17 protein-coding genes and 3 rRNA genes are annotated in these 23,617 nt (G+C 55.4%); 17 read left to right on the top strand and 3 right to left on the bottom strand.

The window, feature by feature from the left end; translation table 11 throughout:
- Positions 1-37: 37 nt before the first annotated feature.
- Positions 38-1,021 (top strand): iron ABC transporter permease, encoded by a 984-nt coding sequence (locus B195_RS19210; RefSeq protein ID WP_165439510.1) that lies wholly within the window; start codon positions 38-40, stop codon positions 1,019-1,021.
- Positions 1,021-1,788, top strand: a complete 768-nt coding sequence (locus B195_RS19205) for a heme ABC transporter ATP-binding protein (protein WP_003439692.1) — start codon at positions 1,021-1,023, stop codon at positions 1,786-1,788. The genes B195_RS19210 and B195_RS19205 overlap by 1 nt, the downstream gene beginning before the upstream one ends.
- A gap of 233 nt (positions 1,789-2,021) precedes the next feature.
- Here B195_RS19205 and B195_RS19200 read toward each other — a convergent pair whose 3' ends face one another.
- From B195_RS19200 to B195_RS19190, 3 genes are all read right to left on the bottom strand, one after another.
- Complete coding sequence (locus B195_RS19200; RefSeq protein WP_003439695.1) at positions 2,022-2,294, bottom strand: TfoX/Sxy family protein; 273 nt, start codon at positions 2,292-2,294, stop codon at positions 2,022-2,024.
- Positions 2,295-2,541: 247 nt separating this feature from the next.
- A complete protein-coding gene (locus B195_RS19195) occupies positions 2,542-2,883 on the bottom strand; it encodes a pentapeptide repeat-containing protein (protein WP_003439697.1) in 342 nt (113 codons plus the stop codon).
- 90 nt (positions 2,884-2,973) lie between these two features.
- Complete coding sequence (locus B195_RS19190; RefSeq protein WP_003439699.1) at positions 2,974-4,530, bottom strand: bifunctional aminoglycoside phosphotransferase/ATP-binding protein; 1,557 nt, start codon at positions 4,528-4,530, stop codon at positions 2,974-2,976.
- 117 nt (positions 4,531-4,647) lie between these two features.
- Here B195_RS19190 and mrcB point away from each other — a divergent pair, with 117 nt between their 5' ends.
- From mrcB to B195_RS19110, 15 genes are all read left to right on the top strand, one after another.
- Positions 4,648-6,972 carry a penicillin-binding protein 1B gene (mrcB, locus tag B195_RS19185; protein ID WP_003439701.1) on the top strand — a complete coding sequence of 775 codons (2,325 nt, stop codon included), beginning with the start codon at positions 4,648-4,650 and terminating at the stop codon, positions 6,970-6,972.
- Positions 6,973-6,988: 16 nt separating this feature from the next.
- Complete coding sequence (locus B195_RS19180; protein WP_003439704.1) at positions 6,989-7,738, top strand: M48 family metallopeptidase; 750 nt, start codon at positions 6,989-6,991, stop codon at positions 7,736-7,738.
- Positions 7,738-8,067, top strand: a complete 330-nt coding sequence (locus B195_RS19175; protein ID WP_003439706.1) for a YqcC family protein — start codon at positions 7,738-7,740, stop codon at positions 8,065-8,067. Before B195_RS19180 ends, B195_RS19175 begins: the two co-directional genes overlap by 1 nt.
- 432 nt (positions 8,068-8,499) lie before the next feature.
- The gene (locus B195_RS19170; RefSeq protein WP_003439708.1) at positions 8,500-10,221 is read left to right on the top strand and encodes an acetolactate synthase 3 large subunit; all 1,722 of its coding nucleotides are present in this window, start codon (positions 8,500-8,502) and stop codon (positions 10,219-10,221) included.
- Between the two features lie 2 nt (positions 10,222-10,223).
- Entirely contained in the window at positions 10,224-10,715 is a 492-nt protein-coding gene (gene ilvN / locus B195_RS19165; protein WP_003439709.1) for an acetolactate synthase small subunit, read from the top strand.
- A 50-nt stretch (positions 10,716-10,765) separates the two neighbouring features.
- Positions 10,766-11,782 carry a ketol-acid reductoisomerase gene (ilvC, locus tag B195_RS19160; protein WP_003439711.1) on the top strand — a complete coding sequence of 339 codons (1,017 nt, stop codon included), beginning with the start codon at positions 10,766-10,768 and terminating at the stop codon, positions 11,780-11,782.
- Between the two features lie 145 nt (positions 11,783-11,927).
- A complete protein-coding gene (gene pssA, locus B195_RS19155) occupies positions 11,928-12,785 on the top strand; it encodes a CDP-diacylglycerol--serine O-phosphatidyltransferase (RefSeq protein WP_003439714.1) in 858 nt (285 codons plus the stop codon).
- 63 nt (positions 12,786-12,848) lie between these two features.
- Complete coding sequence (msrP, locus tag B195_RS19150; protein ID WP_003439717.1) at positions 12,849-13,862, top strand: protein-methionine-sulfoxide reductase catalytic subunit MsrP; 1,014 nt, start codon at positions 12,849-12,851, stop codon at positions 13,860-13,862.
- On the top strand, positions 13,862-14,476 hold the full coding sequence (gene msrQ / locus B195_RS19145) for a protein-methionine-sulfoxide reductase heme-binding subunit MsrQ (RefSeq protein ID WP_003439721.1): 615 nt from the start codon (positions 13,862-13,864) through the stop codon (positions 14,474-14,476). The genes msrP and msrQ overlap by 1 nt, the downstream gene beginning before the upstream one ends.
- A gap of 315 nt (positions 14,477-14,791) precedes the next feature.
- Positions 14,792-16,328 (top strand): 16S ribosomal RNA (locus tag B195_RS19135).
- Positions 16,329-16,652: 324 nt separating this feature from the next.
- Positions 16,653-19,551 (top strand): 23S ribosomal RNA (locus tag B195_RS19130).
- Between the two features lie 155 nt (positions 19,552-19,706).
- Positions 19,707-19,822 (top strand): 5S ribosomal RNA (gene rrf, locus B195_RS19125).
- The 16S, 23S and 5S rRNA genes sit together here, the layout of an rRNA operon.
- Positions 19,823-20,032: 210 nt before the next feature.
- Positions 20,033-20,692 (top strand): paraquat-inducible protein A, encoded by a 660-nt coding sequence (locus B195_RS19120; RefSeq protein ID WP_003439736.1) that lies wholly within the window; start codon positions 20,033-20,035, stop codon positions 20,690-20,692.
- The gene (locus B195_RS19115; RefSeq protein WP_003439738.1) at positions 20,679-21,302 is read left to right on the top strand and encodes a paraquat-inducible protein A; all 624 of its coding nucleotides are present in this window, start codon (positions 20,679-20,681) and stop codon (positions 21,300-21,302) included. Before B195_RS19120 ends, B195_RS19115 begins: the two co-directional genes overlap by 14 nt.
- Positions 21,295-23,598, top strand: a complete 2,304-nt coding sequence (locus B195_RS19110) for a PqiB family protein (protein WP_003439740.1) — start codon at positions 21,295-21,297, stop codon at positions 23,596-23,598. The genes B195_RS19115 and B195_RS19110 overlap by 8 nt, the downstream gene beginning before the upstream one ends.
- Positions 23,599-23,617: the final 19 nt, after the last annotated feature.

Genomic DNA, 23,617 nt, shown 5'->3' with positions numbered 1-23,617 from the left:
GCCTCGCACCTTGTTCATTGGCCTGAGTGCGTTGTGTTTGTTGGCGATCTGGTTATCGCTGGCGCTGGGGCCTGTGAGCCTGCCGTTATTTGACACTTTACGGGCCGCACTGCGATTGGTCGGCCTACCGGTTCAAGGCGAGGGGCTGGAGCAGGCCGAGTTGATTCTGGGGCAGATCCGTCTACCCCGGACGTTATTGGGGCTGGCGGTTGGCGGAGTGCTGGCGCTGTCGGGTGTGGCCATGCAGGGGCTGTTTCGTAACCCGCTGGCTGATCCCGGTTTGGTCGGTGTTTCCAGTGGGGCGGCGCTGGGGGCGGCGATCGCGATTGTCGGTGGTGCTGCTTTTGGCGGTCTGCCGGAATTTTTTGCGCCGTATCTGTTGTCGCTGTGCGCGTTTCTGGGAGGTCTGGGGGTTACGGCGCTGGTGTACCGGCTGGGACGGCGCAACGGTCAGACCAATGTTGCGGTCATGTTGCTGGCGGGTATCGCGCTGACGGCGCTGGCGGGCTCTGCGGTAGGGCTGTTCACCTATCTGGCCGATGATGCGACGTTGCGTACGCTGACATTCTGGAATCTGGGCAGCCTCAATGGCGCCAGTTACACGCGGCTATGGCCATTGTTGTTTGTCACCCTGGGTGTTGCCTTGTGGCTGCCGCGCCGGGCCAGTGCGCTCAATGCATTGTTGCTTGGCGAGTCTGAAGCCAGTCATTTGGGGATCAATGTTGAAGGCCTGAAGCGCGAATTGGTGTTTTGCACGGCCCTGGGGGTCGGTGCTGCGGTCGCCGCGGCAGGCATGATCGGCTTTATCGGGTTGGTGGTGCCGCATCTGGTGCGATTGCTGGCCGGCCCCGATCATCGGGTTCTATTGCCCGCGTCCGTGCTGGCGGGAGCGACACTGCTGTTATTCGCCGACCTGATCGCCCGGCTGGCCATGGCCCCCGCAGAGCTGCCAATCGGGATTGTGACTGCGTTTCTCGGGGCTCCTTTCTTTCTTTATCTACTGCTGCGGGGCCGCCACTGATGCTGCGCACAGAAGGTTTGCAGATTCATCGCGCTCAAAAAGTTGTCCTGACTGATGTCACCCTTGATGTGCGTCCGGGCGAAGTGCTGGGGGTGCTAGGGCCCAATGGTGCAGGTAAAAGCACATTGCTGGCGGCGTTGTGTGGTGAGCTGGCGCCAACCGCCGGGCAGGTCTGGCTGGACCGGCAGCACTTGAGTCAATGGAAGGGCGCAGAGCGGGCACAGCGCCTTGCTGTGTTACCGCAAACCTCGACCCTGGATTTTGCTTTTCGTGTCGAGGAGGTGGTGGGCATGGGCCGATTGCCGCATCAGACCGGGCGCGTTCGTGACACCGAGATTATTCTGGCCGCCTTGCACGCCGCGGATGTTGAGCATTTGACGGGGCGCAGTTATCTGGCGTTATCGGGAGGGGAGCGCCAGCGGGTACATCTGGCACGGGTGCTGGCGCAATTATGGCCGGGGCAAAGCGGCCAGACGCTGTTGCTCGATGAGCCGACCTCAATGCTCGACCCCTTGCATCAACACACGACGCTGAAGGCGATTCGTGCCTTTGCCGATCGCGGCGCGGCAGTGTTGATCATCCTGCATGACTTGAATCTGGCTGCGCGTTATTGCGACCGTCTGCTTTTGCTCGAACAGGGGCGGCCGCGTGCGCTGGATTGCCCGCAGGTGGTGTTGCAGCCCGAGTTGCTCAAGGCCGTATTCGGTCTGGAAGTGCTTGTGCAGCCACACCCCGAGCTTGGGCACCCGGTCATTATTGCCCGTTGAAAGAGGGCGTCAGGAGCCTGGCCAGGCGCTTTTTTACAGGCAAAAAAAGACCCGGCAAGAGCCGGGTCAAATAACCGTGATTAGCCTGATGAGGAGATTTTCTGAGAGTCCGAACCAAGGGCCTTTCAGAAGATCGACTGGTCTCGCGACCAGATGGCGTAATCATAACAATTCTCATTTCCATGTCAACAACTGTTTATTGGCTTTTCTGGAAGTCTTTGTAAATGGTCGTTTCAGCCTTTGTTGCCAGCCGATAAAAGCTCCACCTGCCGATTCAGCGCCTCTTTGCGTTCTGCGGGAATATCGTTCCAGTGAACATCCTGTAATGCCCCTTCTATTGCGTACAGCAGCACTTTTGAGGCTCTGAAGCCCCGGGCCTTGACCGCCCGATAAGCATTGGCAGCACCCAAACGCTTCAAATCCGAAGCGTTGTGAATGCCCACTGCGTGTAGCCATTGCGACGACGTTTTTCCAAGATTTTTCAAATGCTGGAGTTCATCGTTCATCAGCCCTCCTTGCGACGGCGTGAGCTCAGCGTTTACGGGACGAAACGATTCCTACAGAGTGTAGCGCTAGGCGGAAAAATCGCCGTTCTATAGTCGTTTTTGGAACTAGCAGCCAGAGACGAGGCGTACGGATTGCGCTAAAGGAATGTCTGCATCGACTTGGGAGGCAGAGGGCAGAGCGTTTGAATCGAATGGACTTGCCCGGTCGACAGCTGTGATAGGGCCAGAGGCAGGTGTCGTATTTGCTTTACCTGGTGCGATAGCGCAGGCGGGTGCCGAGTTTAACTGACATCAGAATCTCATCTGCCGTCAGTTCTACCGGAAAGTACGCACCCGAAATTTGTGCGTGCGCCAGGCTGGCCCCTTCAATACAGGCGTTACGCAAATCCAGGCCGCGCAGGTCGGCTGAACGGAAGTAGCCATCGGTAAAATCCACGGCATCGGCATTCAGCTCGCGTAAATCCAGTCCGCGAAAGTCTCCGCCGCGCATGTCGACAGGACCGGCAGGTCGCTGCTGGTTGAAGCCGTCGATGTCGTCTTCGTGGAGCAGCGCATAGAGCGCCGAACTCAGCAATGTAGGGCGGCTCATCAGGGTGCCTCCTGCAGGAATTGAGTGACACTATAGTGCCACTACTGGCGTGCCGTGAAACCTTTATGGATGCACGGCACGCCCGAGCAGTTACAGGCCTGGCAGGCGCTGACGGATGTCAGCAATCAGAGTGTCGAGGCTTTTGCTGTTGTGGGTTTCAACCCGCTTGCTGCGCAGAATTTCATCAGCGCTCAACGCCTCGCGGCTGGCTTGTTGTGCCTTGACCACTTCCAGGGTCGCGTCGGAGGGGTCGGTACCAATGCTTTTACGATGTGCCAGCCAGCCTTCGATCACTGCGTCCGGCGCGGTGCAATCGAGGATCAGGCATGGCACGCCGGTGGCCTCTGCCACTTTGGCGGCGGCATCGCGCTGCTCGCGCTTGAGATAGGTGGCGTCAATGACCACGGGGAAACCTGCCCGCAGCACGGTCCCGGCCAGCTCGTGGAGTTTGTTGTAGGTCGCAACGCTGGCGTCTGCGTTGTAAATACCGTCGCCTACCGCATTTTCGGCGGTTTGCTGGCCGAACAGTTGCTTGCGCACAACGTCAGAACGTAAACGAATAGCCCCCAGGGACTCGACCAGACGCATGGCCACAGAGCTTTTGCCTACAGCGGATACGCCGTGGGTAATAGTCAGGAAGCGAGAAGGAATCGTGCTGTAGCTTTCCGCCAGGTTGGCGTACTTGCGATATTGCTGCAGCGTGGCTTTGCGTTGAACCGGGCTGGCTTCGGCAGGCATGCTGAACAGGCTGACTTTGGCACGAACCAGTGCGCGGTAGGCTTTGTAGAAGTTCAGCAGCTCAAGCCCCTGGTAGTCGCCGGTCAATTCCAGATACTGGCTGACAAAACGTCGAGCCAGGGACTTCAGGCCACGGTCCTCAAGGTCCATCGCCAAAAAAGCGGTATCGGCATACACATCGGTAAAGCGGAAGGGCTCATTGAATTCAATGCAGTCGAAGATCACGACCTTGCCATCAATGATGGTGGCGTTGCCCAGGTGAATATCACCGTGGCATTCACGGATAAAGCCTTCGGTCTTGCGCTGTTCGATGAGCGGTTTCAGGCGGGTGAAACTTGCCTCTGCCCAGGCTTGTAGCGCGTCCAGCTGCAGCAAGTCAGCTTTGTCTGAAAGGAATGGACGAATCTGCTCGAAATTCTGGCGAACCGGATCCATCACTGCTTCTGGCGTGCCCTGGTAGTGTTCCTGGGGAACCAGAGGTGCCTGGCTGTGGAAGCGGGCGATCTGTTGGGCCATTTCGTCGATATGGGCAGCAGTCAGTTCGCTATTGGCTTGCAATGTGCTGAGCAACTGGCTTTGCGGGAACTGGCGCATTTTCAGCACGTATTCCAGCGCCGGACCTTCGCCTCCCAGGACGGGGGCTTCAGGGGTACCGGTAATCGGCAGTACGTCGAGGTACAGGCCTTCAGTCAGGCGCTGGTTAAGACGCAGCTCTTCATTACAGAAGTGCTCGCGGGCGCTGAGCTCGGTGAAATCAAGAAAGCCGAAATTGACCGGTTTTTTCATCTTGTAGGCATAAGGTCCGGTGAGGATGACCCAGGAGATGTGCGTCTCGATAACCTGAAATCCATCGACTTCATGCGGGTAGAGGTCCGGGTTCTTCAGGGCGGCAATCAGGTTCTGGCTCACGGTTGATCCTTCAAGGTTTAGAAAATTAATGGTCGCCATTATGGCTGCTGACAGCGGTAGTGCAAACCGCCGGGCTGCGCATGTTGAACATGAACAAAGTGCGTATAATCTCGCGCCATGACTCGTACCCGATCTCCTCGTTCCCGTAAAAAACGTCCTTCTGGCGGCCTGCGCCCTTGGCTGGGCTGGGCTCTCAAGCTCAGTCTGGTTGGCCTGGTGGTGCTGGCAGGTTTTGCCATGTACCTCGATGCTGTCGTGCAGGAGAAGTTCTCCGGCAAGCGCTGGACCATTCCGGCCAAGGTTTATGCCCGCCCGCTGGAGCTGTTCGTCGGCCAGAAGCTGAGCAAGACCGACTTCCTCACAGAGCTCGATGCACTGGGCTATCGCCGCGAAAGCGCGGTCAGTGGCCCCGGTATTGCTGCGGTTAACGGCAATACGGTTGATCTCAACACGCGCGGGTTCCAGTTTTATGAAGGAACCGAGCAAGCCCAACAGGTTCGGGTGCGGTTCTCTGGCGACTACGTTGCCGGGCTTTCGGCGACCAACGGTTCCAAGTTGCCTGTGGTGCGCCTTGAACCATTGCTGATTGGCGGCCTTTATCCGAAGAATCTTGAAGATCGTATCCTGATCAATATTGATCAAGTGCCACCGTTCCTGCTCGATACGCTGGTAACCGTGGAAGATCGGGACTTCTATCATCACTTTGGTGTGTCGCCGAAATCGATCGCCCGTGCGATGTGGGTGAACACGTCATCCGGTCAAATGCGTCAGGGCGGCAGTACCCTGACCCAACAGCTGGTCAAAAACTTCTACCTGACCAACGAGCGCAGCCTGAGTCGTAAACTGACCGAAGCCATGATGGCGCTGCTGCTGGAGTTGCACTACGACAAGCGTGAGATTCTGGAAGCGTATCTGAACGAAGTATTCGTCGGTCAGGACGGACAGCGCGCAGTGCACGGCTTTGGTCTGGCCAGTCAGTTCTTCTTCAGCCAGCCGCTGGCCGAGCTCAAGTTGCATCAAGTGGCCTTGTTGGTGGGGATGGTCAAAGGGCCTTCAGCCTATAACCCGCGTCGTTACCCTGAGCGTGCGCTGGAGCGGCGCAATCTGGTGCTCGACTTGCTGGAACAGCAGGGCGTGGCGACAGCTGAACAGGTGGCAGCAGCCAAGAAAATGCCACTGGGCGTGACCAAGCGCGGCAGCCTTGCAGACAGTTCATTCCCGGGCTTCCTGGATTTGGTCAAGCGTCAGCTGCGCGAGGATTATCGCGACGAAGACTTGACCGAAGAGGGGCTGCGCATTTTCACCAGCTTCGACCCGATCCTGCAAATGAAGTCGGAAGCTGCCGTCGGTGAGACCTTCAAACGCCTTACCGGGCGTAAAGGCTCGGATGAAGTCGAAGCGGCGATGGTGGTGACCAACCCGGAAACCGGCGAAGTTCAGGCACTTATTGGCAGTCGCGTACCTGGCTACGCGGGCTTTAACCGCGCGCTGGATGCTGTGCGTCCCATTGGCTCGCTAATCAAGCCGGCGGTATACCTCACTGCCCTTGAGCGGCCTAGCCAGTACACCCTGACCAGTTGGCTGTCGGATGACCCGCTGTCGATCAAGGGGGCGGATGGGCAGGTATGGAAGCCGCAGAACTATGACCGTCGCTCTCACGGGACGGTTTTTCTGTATCAGTCGATGATGAACTCCTACAACCTGGGCACAGTCCGGTTGGGTCAGGAAGTTGGCGTGCCTAATGTGCTCAAGACCCTGGCGCGACTTGGCGTCGAACGCGAGTTTCCGGCTTTCCCGTCCATGTTGCTGGGGGCTGGCGCGCTGAGTCCGATGGAAGTGGCGACGATGTATCAGACGCTGGCCAACGGCGGCTTCAACACGCCTATGCGCGGGATCCGCAGTGTCCTGACGGCAGAAGGTGAGCCGCTCAAACGCTATCCGTTTCAGATCCAGCAGCGCTTCGATCCCGGTTCGATCTACCTGATCCAGAATGCAATGCAACATGTCATGCGCGAAGGTACGGGGCGCTCGGTTTATAACGTGCTGCCTCGAAGCCTGGCGCTGGCGGGCAAGACCGGTACCAGTAACGATTCCCGTGACAGCTGGTTTGCAGGCTTTAGCCAGGATTTGCTGGCAGTGGTCTGGCTGGGGCGCGATGACAATGGCAAGACGCCGTTCACCGGAGCCACTGGCGCCTTGCAGGTATGGACCAGCTTTATGAATAAAGCCGATCCGTTGCCGCTGGACATGCCGCAGCCCGATAACATTGTTCAGGCCTGGATCGATCCGCATACGGGGCAGGGCTCTGATGCCAGCTGCCCGGGCGCGGTGCAGATGCCGTATATTCGCGGCAGTGAGCCACCTGCGGGGGCCAGTTGTGGCGCCCAGGCGCCTGCGACGGGCGATGCCGTGATGGATTGGGTCAAAGGCTGGTTGAATTAAGCAAAGAGGGTTTGACGTGAATAAGTGGTGGATTCCGGCTGTTTCAGCCCTGGCTTTGCTCAATGGTTGCGCCAGCGTGCCACAGGGTTCGATCCCTGTGGTCGACTCCGGTGTGCCGGTATCGAACAGTGAGCGTGTTTCGTCCCAGCGTACGGCGAATAATTATCCACAGGCTACTGCGCAACGGGCTGCGCAACCGCGGACGATTACCGAGGATTCGGGCGTGGTGGTAATGATCCCGGGTGGCGGGGCTAGTGTCTCGACACCGATCAGCAGCCAGCCCTTTACTCCGGGGCCTATTACCCCGGGCCCGGCTGCCGCGCCCATCAGTACTGGCAGCTATACGCCAAACACTGCGTACAGTGCCCCGGCACCGATCATCCCGAGCGGCGTTCCTTCCGGCATTCCGTCCAGCAGTGGCGCCCTGGCTGCCGATGAGCAGCTGGATGGCCCGGTATTGGCGCTGCTGACCACTGCTCAGCAGCAGCAGGCCAGTGGTGACCTCAATGGCGCTTCGTCGAGTCTGGAGCGGGCGCAACGTGTGGCGCCGCGTGAACCGCAGGTGCTTTATCGTCTGGCCCAGGTCCGTATGGCCCAGGGCGATGCCGCTCAGGCAGAGCAGTTTGCCCGTCGTGGTCTGACCTTTGCCAATGGACGTCCGGACTTGCAGGCAAGCCTGTGGGGCTTGATTGCCCAGGCCCGTGAGAAGCAGGGCGACGCGGCTGGCGCGGCACTGGCCCGTCAAAAAGCCAAGGTGAGTCTCTGATGGATCCACGTTTCGCGTCGATTGCCGAGCAGTTGCTGCTTATTGAACGTGAATTGCGCTTGCAGGGCTGGTGGGATGAAGTGTCCCCCGGCTCCGAAGCCTTGAGCAGCGTTGAGCCATTTTCCGTTGATACCCTGGACTTTCATCAGTGGTTGCAGTGGATTTTCCTGGCAAGGATGAAACAAATCCTGGAGCAGGATCTGCCACTGCCAAAGGTGTCGGGGATTCTGGAGATGGCCGAGATGGTTTATGCCGACAGGCCGCAAGAGAGTCTGGGTCTGCGCTCAGCGCTGAAAAAGTTCGACCAACTGATTGTCAGCGCTGGTTAATTGCCTGACTGCCGACTTTTTCGGCAGTCTTGCGCATATTTCTACCACTTTGCGCCATTCAGGCGAGTTTTATCCCTCCTCAAGCCAGATTCTTCTACGTTCTCATGCGCTTTGATGGAAAAAAGCGCAATTACTGCTTGACTTGGGGGGGCTGAAACAGAAGAATCGAAAGTCCGCTGTAGAGGGACTGCCAGAAGCAGGCTCTCTCAGCAGATCATGAGGCGCACACCCGCGCCGACTTGTTACACCCGCAACGCGTTACCTCGCGCTGGGTGGGAAAACCCCGCAACATTTGGGGCGCTCCCAATACTTGCTCAGTCAGTGCTGACGTAGTCGGCGACCACCGTCGCTCATGCTCTGCTGAAAAGTAAACCTATTAAGACCCGTTCGCATTTTTGTGGACGGTATTCTGGCGTTTTAGAGGTGAACAACGTGGAGCTTTTATCTGGCGGTGAGATGCTCGTCCGCTTTTTGCGCGACGAAGGTGTCAAATATATCTACGGGTACCCGGGCGGTGCTCTCCTTCACGTATACGACGCGCTGTTCAAAGAGCCGGACGTTACCCACATCCTGGTTCGCCACGAACAGGCGGCAACCCATATGGCTGACGGCTATGCCCGTGCTACCGGTAAAGCCGGTGTAGTACTGGTGACTTCCGGGCCGGGTGCGACCAACGCCATTACCGGTATTGCAACCGCCTACATGGACTCCATCCCGATGGTGATCATTTCCGGTCAGGTGCCCAGCACCATGGTCGGAACCGATGCCTTCCAGGAAACCGACATGATCGGTATCTCCCGGCCCATCGTGAAGCACAGCTTTATGATCAAGCATGCTTCGGAAATCCCGGAGGTCATGAAAAAGGCGTTCTACCTCGCACAATCCGGCCGTCCTGGCCCGGTCGTGGTCGATATCCCTAAAGATATGACCAACCCGGCTGAAAAGTTTGAATACGTTTTCCCGAAAAAAGCCAAATTGCGTTCTTACAGCCCGGCAGTGCGCGGGCACTCGGGGCAAATCCGCAAGGCAGCCGAGATGCTTCTGGCGGCCAAGCGTCCGATTCTGTACGCAGGCGGCGTTATCCTGGGCGGCGGTTCAGCACCTTTGACCGAACTGGCCAAAATGCTCAACGTGCCGGTGACCAACACGCTGATGGGCCTGGGTGCATACCCTGGCACTGATCGTCAGTTCGTCGGCATGCTCGGTATGCATGGCAGCTACACGGCCAACATGGCGATGCATAACGCTGACGTGATTCTGGCAGTGGGTGCGCGCTTTGACGACCGTGTCATCAACGGCCCTTCCAAGTTCTGCCCGAACGCCAAGATCATCCATGTGGATATCGATCCGGCATCCATCTCCAAGACCATCAAGGCAGACGTGCCGATTGTAGGTCCGGTGGAGAGCGTGATGAGCGAAATGGTCGCGATCCTCAAGGAGATTGGCGAGAAGCCGGATGCTGAAGCGGTTAACAGCTGGTGGAAACAGATCGACGAGTGGCGCGGTGATAAAGGTTTGTTCCCTTATGACAAGGGCGACGGCAGCAAGATCAAGCCACAAGCTGTGATCGAAATGCTCTGCGAAGTCACCAAGGGCGACGCTTATGTAACGTCCGATGTGGGTCAGCACCAGATGTTCGCTGCTCAGTATTACCGCTTCAACAAGCCTAATCGCTGGATCAACTCCGGCGGCCTGGGCACGATGGGGTTCGGCTTCCCGGCAGCCATGGGTGTGAAACTGAGTTTTCCTGACGCTGACGTTGCTTGCGTGACAGGCGAGGGCAGTATTCAGATGAACATTCAGGAATTGTCGACTTGCCTGCAGTATGACCTGCCAGTAAAAATCATCAGCCTGAACAATGGCGTTCTTGGCATGGTTCGTCAGTGGCAGGACATGAACTACGGCAGTCGCCACTCGCACTCCTATATGGAATCGCTGCCTGACTTCGTCAAGCTGGCTGAAGCGTATGGGCATGTGGGGATCCGCATCACTGATCTGAAAGATCTGAAGCCGAAGATGGAAGAAGCCTTCGCCATGAAAGATCGCCTGGTGTTCCTGGATATCCAGGTCGATACCAGTGAGCACGTTTACCCGATGCAGATCAAAGACGGCTCCATGCGCGACATGTGGCTGAGCAAGACGGAGCGTACTTAATCATGCGGCACATTATTTCCCTGCTTCTTGAAAACGAACCCGGTGCCCTGTCTCGCGTTGTCGGTCTGTTCTCGCAACGTAACTACAACATCGAAAGCCTGACCGTGGCGCCGACTGAAGACCCGACCTTGTCGCGTCTGACGCTGACCACTGTCGGTCACGATGAAGTCATCGAACAAATCACCAAAAACCTGAACAAGCTGATCGAAGTGGTCAAGCTGGTCGATCTGTCGGAGAGCGCTCACATCGAGCGTGAGTTGATGCTGGTCAAGATCAAGGCTACCGGTGCACAGCGCGCAGAGATTAAACGTACTACGGATATTTTCCGTGGCCAGATCGTTGATGTCAGCGCCAGTGTGTATACCGTGCAATTGACCGGTACAAGTGACAAGCTCGACAGCTTCATTCAGTCGATTGGTACCGCGTCGATCCTGGAAACGGTTCGTAGTGGCGTCACGGGCATCGCTCGCGGCGACAAAGTACTCAGCATCTAATAACTAACAATTAGTAAATGGCCTGAATGGCCTGGATATAAGGGAAAATCATGAAAGTTTATTACGACAAAGACTGCGACCTTTCGATCATCCAGGGCAAGAAAGTAGCCATTATCGGTTACGGCTCCCAGGGTCACGCCCAGGCGTGCAACCTGAAAGACTCCGGCGTAGACGTTACTGTTGGTCTGCGTAAAGGTTCGGCCACTGTGGCCAAGGCCGAAGCTCATGGCCTGAAAGTTACTGACGTTGCCAGCGCTGTTGCTGCTGCCGACCTGGTCATGATCCTGACCCCGGACGAGTTCCAGTCGGCGCTGTACAAGGACGAAATCGAGCCGAACATCAAGAAGGGCGCAACACTGGCCTTCTCCCACGGCTTCGCGATCCACTACAACCAGGTTGTTCCGCGTGCTGACCTTGACGTGATCATGATTGCGCCAAAAGCACCGGGCCATACTGTGCGCTCCGAGTTCGTCAAGGGCGGCGGTATTCCCGACCTGATCGCGATCTACCAGGACGCATCCGGCAACGCCAAAAACGTTGCACTGTCTTACGCCGCGGGCGTGGGTGGCGGTCGTACCGGCATCATCGAAACGACCTTCAAGGACGAGACTGAAACTGACCTGTTCGGTGAGCAGGCGGTTCTGTGTGGCGGTACTGTCGAGCTGGTCAAAGCCGGCTTTGAAACCCTGGTTGAAGCGGGCTATGCCCCGGAAATGGCTTACTTCGAGTGCTTGCACGAGTTGAAGTTGATCGTTGACCTCATGTACGAAGGCGGTATCGCCAACATGAACTACTCGATCTCCAACAACGCCGAGTACGGCGAGTACGTCACTGGCCCGGAAATCATCAACGCTGAATCCCGTCAGGCAATGCGCAACGCTCTGAAGCGCATTCAGGATGGTGAATATGCCAAGATGTTCATCAGCGAGGGTGCTACTGGCTACCCGTCGATGACCGCCAAGCGTCGTAACAACGCGGCCCATGGTATCGAAGTCATCGGTGGCCAATTGCGCTCGATGATGCCTTGGATCGGCGCGAACAAAATCGTCGACAAAGACAAGAACTAAGCAAAAAACCTATAGAGAAAACGCGGCCTAGGCCGCGTTTTTTCGTTTAAGCGGCGGCTTCTGGTATAAAGCAGGATCGTTTGCGGGTCGGTCTCGGTCTGCAAGCCTCTACTGAAACTTTCCATATCGTTGCAAGGTAATGTCCATGAGCGAACGTCCCGAAGAGCCAAAACAGGCTTCTGACGCCGATAGCCTGCTGCCTATCGATGAGCATGTCGAAGAAGGGCATGACGCTGAAGGTCGCAAAGTCCGGCATCGTGGTATCTATCTGCTGCCGAACCTGTTCACTACGGCGAACCTTTTCGCCGGCTTTTATTCCATCATCAACTCCATGAGCGCTCAAAGCGCAATGAGTGCAGGTGATGCTGCTGGTGCCAGCAAGTATTTTGCTTTTGCCGCTATCGCGATTTTTGTAGCGATGGTGCTGGATGGTCTTGATGGCCGTGTGGCCCGTATGACGAATACCGAAAGTGCGTTTGGGGCCGAATACGACTCCTTGTCCGACATGGTTGCCTTTGGTGTTGCTCCTGCCTTGCTGGCTTTTGGTTGGGCGCTGGGGGATATGGGCAAGGTCGGCTGGATGGTCGCCTTCATCTATGTAGCTGGCGCCGCGTTGCGTCTGGCGCGTTTCAACACGCAGGTTGGAACGGCTGACAAGCGTTACTTCATTGGTCTGGCAAGTCCGGCTGCGGCGGGTGTGGTCGCGGGTATTGTCTGGGCGTTCAGCGATTACGGAATCCAGGGTTCGAAAATGTCGTTCCTGGTGGCCTTGCTGGTAGCTGCCGCGGGCATGCTGATGGTCAGTAATATCAAGTACAACAGCTTTAAAGAGCTGGATTTGAAAGGGCGCGTTCCTTTTGTGGCGATCCTGGCTGTGGTTCTGGTATTCGCTGTTGTGTTCAGCGATCCGCCGCGCATCTTGTTGCTGGCTTTCCTGGCCTATGCGGCCTCGGGGCCGATCCAGTATTTGTTGCGTCTGCGCCGTAACAAAGCAGCAGAGTGATGTAATTTCTCCCGAACTCCGTAGTCTATTGGTGCATCAGTCCTCCAATACTACGGAGTTGTCATGCTCATCAAGCTGCCTAAAGCGTCCGACTGCAAAGAGTCGGACGTTACGCCTGAACCCTTCTATTTGTCCCGTCGTGCACTACTGGGTAGCTCCCTTGCCGGATTGGCTGTGGGTGCAATTCCGCGCTGGGCGAATGCAGATGATGCAGGCCGCTATGCCGGTGTAGAACCGGGCAAGGCGCCGGGCTGGTTTGCCGAGAAGCTGCCGCAGACCAAGTGGCAGGCAATCACGGTCAAGGACGAGGCGATCACGCCATTCAAGGATGCAACGCACTACAACAACTTTTACGAGTTCGGCACTGACAAGGGAGATCCTGCTCAGAACGCGGGTGCTTTGAAAACAGAGCCCTGGACGGTGGTGGTGGATGGCGAGGTGGGCAAGCCTGGGCGATACGCCCTTGAAGACTTTATGAAGCCTTATCAGTTGGAGGAGCGGATTTACCGATTACGCTGCGTTGAAGCGTGGTCAATGGTGATCCCGTGGATCGGTTTTCCAATCTCTGCATTGCTCAAGCAAGTGGAGCCGACCTCCAAAGCCAGATACATACGTTTTGAAACCTTGCAGGATCCAAAGGTCATGCCGGGGCAGCGCTCGGGATTTGCGTTGATTGACTGGCCCTATGTTGAAGGCTTGCGGCTGGATGAGGCGATGAATCCCTTGGCGATACTGGCGGTGGGCATGTATGGGCGCGAGTTGCCCAATCAAAATGGCGCACCGCTGCGTTTGGTGGTGCCCTGGAAGTATGGCTTCAAAAGCGTTAAGTCGATTGTGCGGATCAGTCTGGTCGAAGAGCAGCCAAAGACCACATGGCAAAGCATTGCTGCTGATGAATACGGTTTCTATGCCAATGTGAATCCGCAAGTCGATCATCCGCGCTGGACTCAGGCGCGTGAGCGGCGTTTGCCGAGCAGCCTGTTTAGTCCGAATGTGCGTGATACCCGGATGTTCAACGGGTATGCCGATGAAGTTGCTTCTTTATATACAGGTCTCGACCTCAGGAAGAACTATTGATGCGACTAGGTCTGTGGCGTGTAAGTGTCTTTATTGCTGCTGCTGTCTGGCCCCTGTTTTGGCTGTATGAAGCCTGGAGTTTGGCTTTGGGGCCTGATCCGGGGAAGGTGCTGGTCGATCGGCTTGGATTGGGGACGCTGATTCTGCTGTTGGTGACGCTATGCATGACGCCGATGCAGAAGCTCACGGGCTGGGCAGGCTGGATTGCAGTGCGCCGTCAATTGGGTTTGTGGTGTTTTGCGTATGTAGTCTTGCACCTGTGTGCCTATTTGACCTTCGTGTTGGGGTTCGACTGGTCGCAGCTGGGCGTGGAATTGCGCAAGCGGCCTTACATTATTGTCGGGAGTCTGGGGTTTCTGTGTTTGCTGGTATTGGCGGTGACTTCAAATCGCTACAGCCAGAGGCGTTTGGGTGTGCGCTGGAAGAAGCTCCATCGTCTGGTCTATGTAGTTTTGGGGCTTGGTTTGCTGCATATGCTCTGGATTGTGCGGGCTGACCTCAAGGAATGGTCGATCTATGCCTCTATAGGTATATGTCTGCTGCTGCTGCGCATACCTGCAGTGATGCGTCGAATTCCTCGTCTATATAAGAAGAAACCGGTATCGGTGGCCTGAATCTGAATTAGTCCTTGACTCAGAATTCCAACGGCCTATAATTCGCCCACTTCCGGCGCAGTCGAAACTTTGAAAGCATCTGAAAATAACCACTTGACAGCAACAGAGGCTGCTGTAGAATGCGCGCCTCGGTTGAGCGAAAGCTTAACCAACCGCTCTTTAACAACTGAATCAAGCAATTCGTGTGGGTGCTTGTGGAGTCAGACTGATAGTCAACAAGATTATCAGCATCACAAGTTACTCCGCGAGAAATCAAAGATGTAACAACCGATTGCTGAGCCAAGTTTAGGGTTTCTAAAAAACCCAAAGATGTTTGAACTGAAGAGTTTGATCATGGCTCAGATTGAACGCTGGCGGCAGGCCTAACACATGCAAGTCGAGCGGTAGAGAGGTGCTTGCACCTCTTGAGAGCGGCGGACGGGTGAGTAATACCTAGGAATCTGCCTGGTAGTGGGGGATAACGTTCGGAAACGGACGCTAATACCGCATACGTCCTACGGGAGAAAGCAGGGGACCTTCGGGCCTTGCGCTATCAGATGAGCCTAGGTCGGATTAGCTAGTTGGTGAGGTAATGGCTCACCAAGGCTACGATCCGTAACTGGTCTGAGAGGATGATCAGTCACACTGGAACTGAGACACGGTCCAGACTCCTACGGGAGGCAGCAGTGGGGAATATTGGACAATGGGCGAAAGCCTGATCCAGCCATGCCGCGTGTGTGAAGAAGGTCTTCGGATTGTAAAGCACTTTAAGTTGGGAGGAAGGGCATTAACCTAATACGTTAGTGCTTTGACGTTACCGACAGAATAAGCACCGGCTAACTCTGTGCCAGCAGCCGCGGTAATACAGAGGGTGCAAGCGTTAATCGGAATTACTGGGCGTAAAGCGCGCGTAGGTGGTTTGTTAAGTTGAATGTGAAATCCCCGGGCTCAACCTGGGAACTGCATCCAAAACTGGCAAGCTAGAGTATGGTAGAGGGTAGTGGAATTTCCTGTGTAGCGGTGAAATGCGTAGATATAGGAAGGAACACCAGTGGCGAAGGCGACTACCTGGACTGATACTGACACTGAGGTGCGAAAGCGTGGGGAGCAAACAGGATTAGATACCCTGGTAGTCCACGCCGTAAACGATGTCAACTAGCCGTTGGGAGTCTTGAACTCTTAGTGGCGCAGCTAACGCATTAAGTTGACCGCCTGGGGAGTACGGCCGCAAGGTTAAAACTCAAATGAATTGACGGGGGCCCGCACAAGCGGTGGAGCATGTGGTTTAATTCGAAGCAACGCGAAGAACCTTACCAGGCCTTGACATCCAATGAACTTTCTAGAGATAGATTGGTGCCTTCGGGAACATTGAGACAGGTGCTGCATGGCTGTCGTCAGCTCGTGTCGTGAGATGTTGGGTTAAGTCCCGTAACGAGCGCAACCCTTGTCCTTAGTTACCAGCACGTAATGGTGGGCACTCTAAGGAGACTGCCGGTGACAAACCGGAGGAAGGTGGGGATGACGTCAAGTCATCATGGCCCTTACGGCCTGGGCTACACACGTGCTACAATGGTCGGTACAAAGGGTTGCCAAGCCGCGAGGTGGAGCTAATCCCATAAAACCGATCGTAGTCCGGATCGCAGTCTGCAACTCGACTGCGTGAAGTCGGAATCGCTAGTAATCGTGAATCAGAATGTCACGGTGAATACGTTCCCGGGCCTTGTACACACCGCCCGTCACACCATGGGAGTGGGTTGCACCAGAAGTAGCTAGTCTAACCTTCGGGAGGACGGTTACCACGGTGTGATTCATGACTGGGGTGAAGTCGTAACAAGGTAGCCGTAGGGGAACCTGCGGCTGGATCACCTCCTTAATCGACGACATCAGCTGCTCCATAAGTTCCCACACGAATTGCTTGATTCATTGAAGAAGACGGTAGAAGCAACGTTAAATCGTGGCTTCTCTATCGTAAAGCTTAGAAATGAGCATTCCATCAAATGATGGTGAATGTTGATTTCTGATCTTTTGATTAGATCGTTCTTTAAAAATTTGGGTATGTAATAGAAAGTTAGACTGGATAACACTTTCACTGGTGTTTATTCAGGCTAAGGTAAAATTTGTGAACGTTCTTAATTGAACATGCGAATTTTCGGCGAATGTCGTCTTCATAGTATAACCAGATTGCTTGGGGTTATATGGTCAAGTGAAGAAGCGCATACGGTGGATGCCTTGGCAGTCAGAGGCGATGAAAGACGTGGTAGCCTGCGAAAAGCTTCGGGGAGTCGGCAAACAGACTTTGATCCGGAGATGTCTGAATGGGGGAACCCACCTAACATAAGTTAGGTATCTTAAGCTGAATACATAGGCTTAAGAAGCGAACCAGGGGAACTGAAACATCTAAGTACCCTGAGGAAAAGAAATCAACCGAGATTCCCTTAGTAGTGGCGAGCGAACGGGGACCAGCCCTTAAGCTGTATTGATGTTAGCGGAACGCTCTGGAAAGTGCGGCCATAGTGGGTGATAGCCCTGTACGCGAAAACATCTTTGCAGTGAAATCGAGTAGGACGGAGCACGAGAAACTTTGTCTGAATATGGGGGGACCATCCTCCCAGGGCTAAATACTACTGACTGACCGATAGTGAACTAGTACCGTGAGGGAAAGGCGAAAAGAACCCCGGAGAGGGGAGTGAAATAGATCCTGAAACCGTATGCGTACAAGCAGTGGGAGCCCACTTTGTTGGGTGACTGCGTACCTTTTGTATAATGGGTCAGCGACTTATTTTCAGTGGCAAGCTTAACCGAATAGGGGAGGCGTAGCGTAGCGAGCGAGTCTTAATAGGGCGTCTAGTCGCTGGGAATAGACCCGAAACCGGGCGATCTATCCATGGGCAGGTTGAAGGTTGGGTAACACTAACTGGAGGACCGAACCGACTACCGTTGAAAAGTTAGCGGATGACCTGTGGATCGGAGTGAAAGGCTAATCAAGCTCGGAGATAGCTGGTTCTCCTCGAAAGCTATTTAGGTAGCGCCTCATGTATCACTGTAGGGGGTAGAGCACTGTTTCGGCTAGGGGGCCATCCCGGCTTACCAAACCGATGCAAACTCCGAATACCTACAAGTGCCGAGCATGGGAGACACACGGCGGGTGCTAACGTCCGTCGTGAAAAGGGAAACAACCCAGACCGTCAGCTAAGGTCCCAAAGTTATGGTTAAGTGGGAAACGATGTGGGAAGGCTTAGACAGCTAGGAGGTTGGCTTAGAAGCAGCCACCCTTTAAAGAAAGCGTAATAGCTCACTAGTCGAGTCGGCCTGCGCGGAAGATTTAACGGGGCTCAAACCATACACCGAAGCTACGGGTATCATCTTAGGATGATGCGGTAGAGGAGCGTTCTGTAAGCCTGTGAAGGTGAGTTGAGAAGCTTGCTGGAGGTATCAGAAGTGCGAATGCTGACATGAGTAACGATAATGGGTGTGAAAAACACCCACGCCGAAAGACCAAGGTTTCCTGCGCAACGTTAATCGACGCAGGGTTAGTCGGTCCCTAAGGCGAGGCTGAAAAGCGTAGTCGATGGAAAACAGGTTAATATTCCTGTACTTCTGGTTATTGCGATGGAGGGACGGAGAAGGCTAGGCCAGCTTGGCGTTGGTTGTCCAAGTTTAAGGTGGTAGGCTGGAATCTTAGGTAAATCCGGGATTCTAAGGCCGAGAGCTGATGACGAGTTAACTTTTAGTTAACGAAGTGGTTGATGCCATGCTTCCAAGAAAAGCTTCTAAGCTTCAGGTAACCAGGAACCGTACCCCAAACCGACACAGGTGGTTGGGTAGAGAATACCAAGGCGCTTGAGAGAACTCGGGTGAAGGAACTAGGCAAAATGGCACCGTAACTTCGGGAGAAGGTGCGCCGGTGAGGGTGAAGCATTTACTGCGTAAGCCCACGCCGGTCGAAGATACCAGGCCGCTGCGACTGTTTATTAAAAACACAGCACTCTGCAAACACGAAAGTGGACGTATAGGGTGTGACGCCTGCCCGGTGCCGGAAGGTTAATTGATGGGGTTAGCTAACGCGAAGCTCTTGATCGAAGCCCCGGTAAACGGCGGCCGTAACTATAACGGTCCTAAGGTAGCGAAATTCCTTGTCGGGTAAGTTCCGACCTGCACGAATGGCGTAACGATGGCGGCGCTGTCTCCACCCGAGACTCAGTGAAATTGAAATCGCTGTGAAGATGCAGTGTATCCGCGGCTAGACGGAAAGACCCCGTGAACCTTTACTATAGCTTTGCACTGGACTTTGAATTTGCTTGTGTAGGATAGGTGGGAGGCTTTGAAGTGTGGACGCCAGTCTGCATGGAGCCAACCTTGAAATACCACCCTGGCAACTTTGAGGTTCTAACTCAGGTCCGTTATCCGGATCGAGGACAGTGTATGGTGGGTAGTTTGACTGGGGCGGTCTCCTCCTAAAGAGTAACGGAGGAGTACGAAGGTGCGCTCAGACCCGGTCGGAAATCGGTCGTAGAGTATAAAGGCAAAAGCGCGCTTGACTGCGAGACAGACACGTCGAGCAGGTACGAAAGTAGGTCTTAGTGATCCGGTGGTTCTGTATGGAAGGGCCATCGCTCAACGGATAAAAGGTACTCCGGGGATAACAGGCTGATACCGCCCAAGAGTTCATATCGACGGCGGTGTTTGGCACCTCGATGTCGGCTCATCACATCCTGGGGCTGAAGCCGGTCCCAAGGGTATGGCTGTTCGCCATTTAAAGTGGTACGCGAGCTGGGTTTAGAACGTCGTGAGACAGTTCGGTCCCTATCTGCCGTGGACGTTTGAGATTTGAGAGGGGCTGCTCCTAGTACGAGAGGACCGGAGTGGACGAACCTCTGGTGTTCCGGTTGTCACGCCAGTGGCATTGCCGGGTAGCTATGTTCGGGAAAGATAACCGCTGAAAGCATCTAAGCGGGAAACTTGCCTCAAGATGAGATCTCACTGGAACCTTGAGTTCCCTAAAGGGCCGTCGAAGACTACGACGTTGATAGGTTGGGTGTGTAAGCGCTGTGAGGCGTTGAGCTAACCAATACTAATTGCCCGTGAGGCTTGACCATAACACCCAAGCAATTTGCGTTCTTGGTTGCAAGAACAGACAAGTTGCGGTGTGTGAAGACGATACAAACCGAAAGTTTGCACAACACACAAATCTATTACATACCCATTCGCTGGAACGTTGACCGCAAGGTAAAACGCGCTGGCTACCGAATTTCTTGACGACCATAGAGCATTGGAACCACCTGATCCCATCCCGAACTCAGAAGTGAAACGATGCATCGCCGATGGTAGTGTGGGGTTTCCCCATGTGAGAGTAGGTCATCGTCAAGATTAAATTCCAAACCCCCTGTCTGCTCACGCAGACAGGGGGTTTGTTTTTGTGCCGAGAAAAGTTGCAACATGCCTGGCCGCAACAAGCTGCAACTCGGGCACTGCGTGCCCAGATTCACCTGCAGCTCAAGTCCTACAAATATGCACAGTTATTTTGTAGTCCGCGCACTAGAATAGGCGCAGTCATTTTCTGAGCCCGAGACTCCCTATATGCCAGATCCGGTTGACCCCCAAAGGGTGTCAGATCTACCGCTGGACGAGTTAGTGGCCTGCCACGAGTGCGATCTGTTGATGCGCAGGCCACATCTCGCTCTCGGCGAAAAAGCCCAATGTCCGCGCTGTGGGTATGAGCTCTATGCTCATCGGCACAAAGTCGTCGAACGCAGCCTCGCGCTGGTGATCGCCGCTTTGCTGCTCTACGTGCCCGCGAACTTTTTGCCCATCATGCAACTCAATCTATTGGGCCAGGCGTCGCAAGACACGGTCTGGAGCGGTGTGCTTGGCCTGTTCAATACCGGCATGCAAGGGATCGCCGTTGTAGTCTTCCTGTGCAGCATGGGAATTCCGCTGCTCAAGCTGCTATGCCAGCTCGTCGTGTTACTCAGCATTCGCTGGAACATAGGCCGTAGCTACGGGCTGCTCATTTACCGTATTTATCACCACTTACGTGATTGGGGCATGCTTGAGGTGTACCTGATGGGAGTACTGGTGGCGATTGTGAAATTGTCCGACCTTGCAGAGTTGAGCCTCGGTCTTGGTTTAACCTGTTTTGTCAGCTTATTGCTGGTACAGGTCTGGCTGGAAGTTGTGATGTCGCCGCACCAGATCTGGCAGGCATTATCCGGGGAGGATGTCCATGCGGGCGATTGATGCAGGTATCTTGATCTGTGGCGAGTGTCACGAGCTGAACAGACAAGACCCCGAGACCGACGAGCAAAGCTGTACCCGATGTGGCGCTCTGGTACATGCGCGTCGTCCCGACAGCCTTATGCGTACCTGGGCATTGCTGTTAACCTCGGCCATTCTCTACATTCCGGCCAACCTGCTGCCCATCATGACCGTCAACTCTTTGGGCCAGGGTTCCCCGAGTACCATCATGGCGGGTGTCATTGAGCTGGTGCAGCACGGCATGATCCCGATTGCGGCCGTGGTATTTGTGGCCAGTATTCTGGTGCCAACCTTCAAGCTCGTCGGCATCGCCTTGCTGTTGTTTTCAGTGCAACGCCGTCAGCCGCTGTCAGCCCGGCAACGGATCATCATGTACCGCTTTATCGAATTCATTGGCCGCTGGTCAATGCTGGATATTTTTGTCATCGCCATTCTGGTGGCGGTGGTGAATTTTGGACGGATAGCCAGCATCGAGGCCAATCTTGGTGCGGTGGCTTTTGCCAGTGTGGTGGTATTAACAATGCTAGCCGCTGTAACTTTTGATCCCCGACTGATTTGGGATAACACGGAGTCGGACGACGACCATGAGTGACTTGCCTACCGCTAAAACCCGCCCGGCTTCCAACTGGTCGGCGATCTGGATTCTCCCGCTCATTGCCCTGATCATCGGTGGCTGGCTGGGATGGCGTGCCTATACCCAGACCGGAATCGACATTCAGGTGCGCTTCGAAAGTGGCGAAGGCATCGTCGCCAACAAGACTGAAGTGGTCTACAAAGGCATGCCCGTGGGCAAGGTCAAAACCCTGGCTCTGGACGAAGCTGGCCCGAGCAACGGGGTCATTGCCACCGTCGAGATGGATAAAGACGTCGAGCAGTACCTGAGAACCAACACCCGATTCTGGCTGGTCAAACCCAGCGTCTCTCTGGCGGGTATTACCGGCCTGGAAACACTGGTATCCGGCAATTACATCGCCGTCAGCCCGGCAGATGGCGAGTCAACGCGCAAATTCAAGGCCTTGTCACAAGAGCCGCCTCTGTCTGACGCCAAGCCAGGACTGCACCTGACGCTCAAGGCAGACCGCCTGGGCTCGTTGAACCGGGGCAGTCCGGTGTTTTACAAACAGATTCAGGTTGGTCAGATCAAAAGCTACGTGCTCTCTGAAGATCAAAGTACGGTCGAGATCAAAGTCTTTATCGAGCCGACTTACGCCAACCTGGTGCGCAAACACACACGTTTCTGGAACGCCAGCGGCATCAGCATCGACGCCAACCTTTCAGGGGTGAAAGTGCGCAGTGAGTCTCTGGCCAGCATTGTTGCCGGAGGCATAGCCTTCGCGACGCCGGAGAACCGTAAAGACAGCCCGCCAACAGACACAAATCTGCCGTTCCGGCTGTATGAGGACTTTGATGCCGCGCAGGCGGGGATCAAGGTCAAAGTCAAACTCAGTGACTTCGAAGGCCTGCAGGCAGGCCGTACACCGGTCATGTACAAAGGTATTCAGGTCGGTAGCCTCAAGGCCTTGAAAGTTGACCCGGACCTCACCAGTGCCAGTGCCGAGCTGGCCCTTGATCCGCTGGCGGAAGATTACCTGGTGCAGGGCACCCAGTTCTGGGTGGTAAAACCTTCTATTTCGCTGGCCGGGATTACGGGGCTGGAAGCTCTGGTGAAAGGCAACTACATCGCCATTCGCCCGGGAGACAAAGGCAGCACACCGGAACGCGAATTCATTGCGCGGCCCAAAGCACCACCGCTGGATCTGCGCTCACCGGGTCTGCACATGGTGCTCTTCACCGATAATCTGGGATCACTGGATGTCGGTAGCCCGATTCTCTACAAGCAGGTCAAGGTTGGATCGGTCCAGAGCTATCAGTTCTCCCGCACCAAGAAGCAGTTGGTCATTGGTGTCCACATCGAGAAAGAATACGAAAACCTGGTGAACGCCTCGACCCGTTTCTGGAATGCCAGCGGCATCACGCTCACTGGCGGATTGACCGGGGGGATTCAGGTCAAGAGTGAGTCCCTGCAAAGCCTGATGGCCGGCGGGATTGCATTCGAAACACCGGAAGCCACGGCGCCCCTGCAAAAACGCATCCCTCGTTTCCGCCTGTATACCGACCGCGACGCGGCGATGCAGCAAGGTGTCGCTGTAACAATCAAAGTGGCACGTGCCGACGGGCTGCGCAGCGGTACGCCGATTCGTTTCAAAGGTCTGGATGTAGGCAAGATCGAAAGCATCGACCTCAGTGACGACCTGCAGTCGGTCATGCTCCAGGCCCGTATCACCGAAGTGCCGGGGCGGATAGCACGGGTGGGCAGTCAATTCTGGGTCGTCAAACCCGAGCTTGGATTGATGAAAACCGCCAACCTGGAAACCCTGGTCACCGGTCAGTACATAGAAGTGCAGCCTGCTGCCCGGCAACTGGGGCCGCAGACCAGCTTTGTCGCTCTGGATCAAGCCCCGGAGGCTGCCGTCTCGCAAGCCGGGTTAAGCCTGGTGTTGAGTGCGGCACGCCGTGGTTCGCTCAAGGAAGGGGTACCCGTGACCTACCGTGAAGTTACGGTGGGCAAGGTCACTGGATACGAGCTGGGCAATACCGCTGACCGTGTACTGGTGCATATCCTGATCGAGCCGCGTTACGCGCCATTGGTTCGCACTGGCAGCCGCTTCTGGAACAGCAGCGGCTTTGGTGTCGATTTTGGTCTGTTCAAAGGCGCCACAATCCGTACCGAGTCCCTGGAGACCCTGGTCCAGGGCGGTATCGCATTCGCTACCCCGGATGACGGCAAGATGGGTAATCAGGCCCGCCCGGAGCAAACCTTCCCCTTGTTCGACAAGTTCGAGGAAGAGTGGCTGCAATGGGCACCGAAAATCCCGTTGGCTAAATAGCCTTCAGCTGCACCCGCTT

The organism is Pseudomonas sp. Lz4W (assembly GCF_000346225.2).
Lineage (GTDB): Bacteria > Pseudomonadota > Gammaproteobacteria > Pseudomonadales > Pseudomonadaceae > Aquipseudomonas > Aquipseudomonas paraversuta.
Note: the sequence above shows the minus strand (reverse complement) of the source record. Positions and strands in the feature narration are given on the sequence as shown.

Excerpts from the sequence above, each read along its gene's own strand:
- B195_RS19175 (WP_003439706.1), top strand. The coding sequence starts at position 7,738 with ATGGATCCACGTTTCGCGTCGATTGCCGAGCAGTTGCTGCTTATTGAA.
- ilvN (WP_003439709.1), top strand. The coding sequence starts at position 10,224 with ATGCGGCACATTATTTCCCTGCTTCTTGAAAACGAACCCGGTGCCCTG.
- pssA (WP_003439714.1), top strand. The coding sequence starts at position 11,928 with ATGAGCGAACGTCCCGAAGAGCCAAAACAGGCTTCTGACGCCGATAGC.
- B195_RS19200 (WP_003439695.1), bottom strand. The coding sequence starts at position 2,294 with ATGAACGATGAACTCCAGCATTTGAAAAATCTTGGAAAAACGTCGTCG.
- ilvC (WP_003439711.1), top strand. The coding sequence starts at position 10,766 with ATGAAAGTTTATTACGACAAAGACTGCGACCTTTCGATCATCCAGGGC.
- B195_RS19110 (WP_003439740.1), top strand. The coding sequence starts at position 21,295 with ATGAGTGACTTGCCTACCGCTAAAACCCGCCCGGCTTCCAACTGGTCG.
- B195_RS19195 (WP_003439697.1), bottom strand. The coding sequence starts at position 2,883 with ATGAGCCGCCCTACATTGCTGAGTTCGGCGCTCTATGCGCTGCTCCAC.
- msrP (WP_003439717.1), top strand. The coding sequence starts at position 12,849 with ATGCTCATCAAGCTGCCTAAAGCGTCCGACTGCAAAGAGTCGGACGTT.
- B195_RS19205 (WP_003439692.1), top strand. The coding sequence starts at position 1,021 with ATGCTGCGCACAGAAGGTTTGCAGATTCATCGCGCTCAAAAAGTTGTC.
- B195_RS19120 (WP_003439736.1), top strand. The coding sequence starts at position 20,033 with ATGCCAGATCCGGTTGACCCCCAAAGGGTGTCAGATCTACCGCTGGAC.
- mrcB (WP_003439701.1), top strand. The coding sequence starts at position 4,648 with ATGACTCGTACCCGATCTCCTCGTTCCCGTAAAAAACGTCCTTCTGGC.
- B195_RS19115 (WP_003439738.1), top strand. The coding sequence starts at position 20,679 with ATGCGGGCGATTGATGCAGGTATCTTGATCTGTGGCGAGTGTCACGAG.
- msrQ (WP_003439721.1), top strand. The coding sequence starts at position 13,862 with ATGCGACTAGGTCTGTGGCGTGTAAGTGTCTTTATTGCTGCTGCTGTC.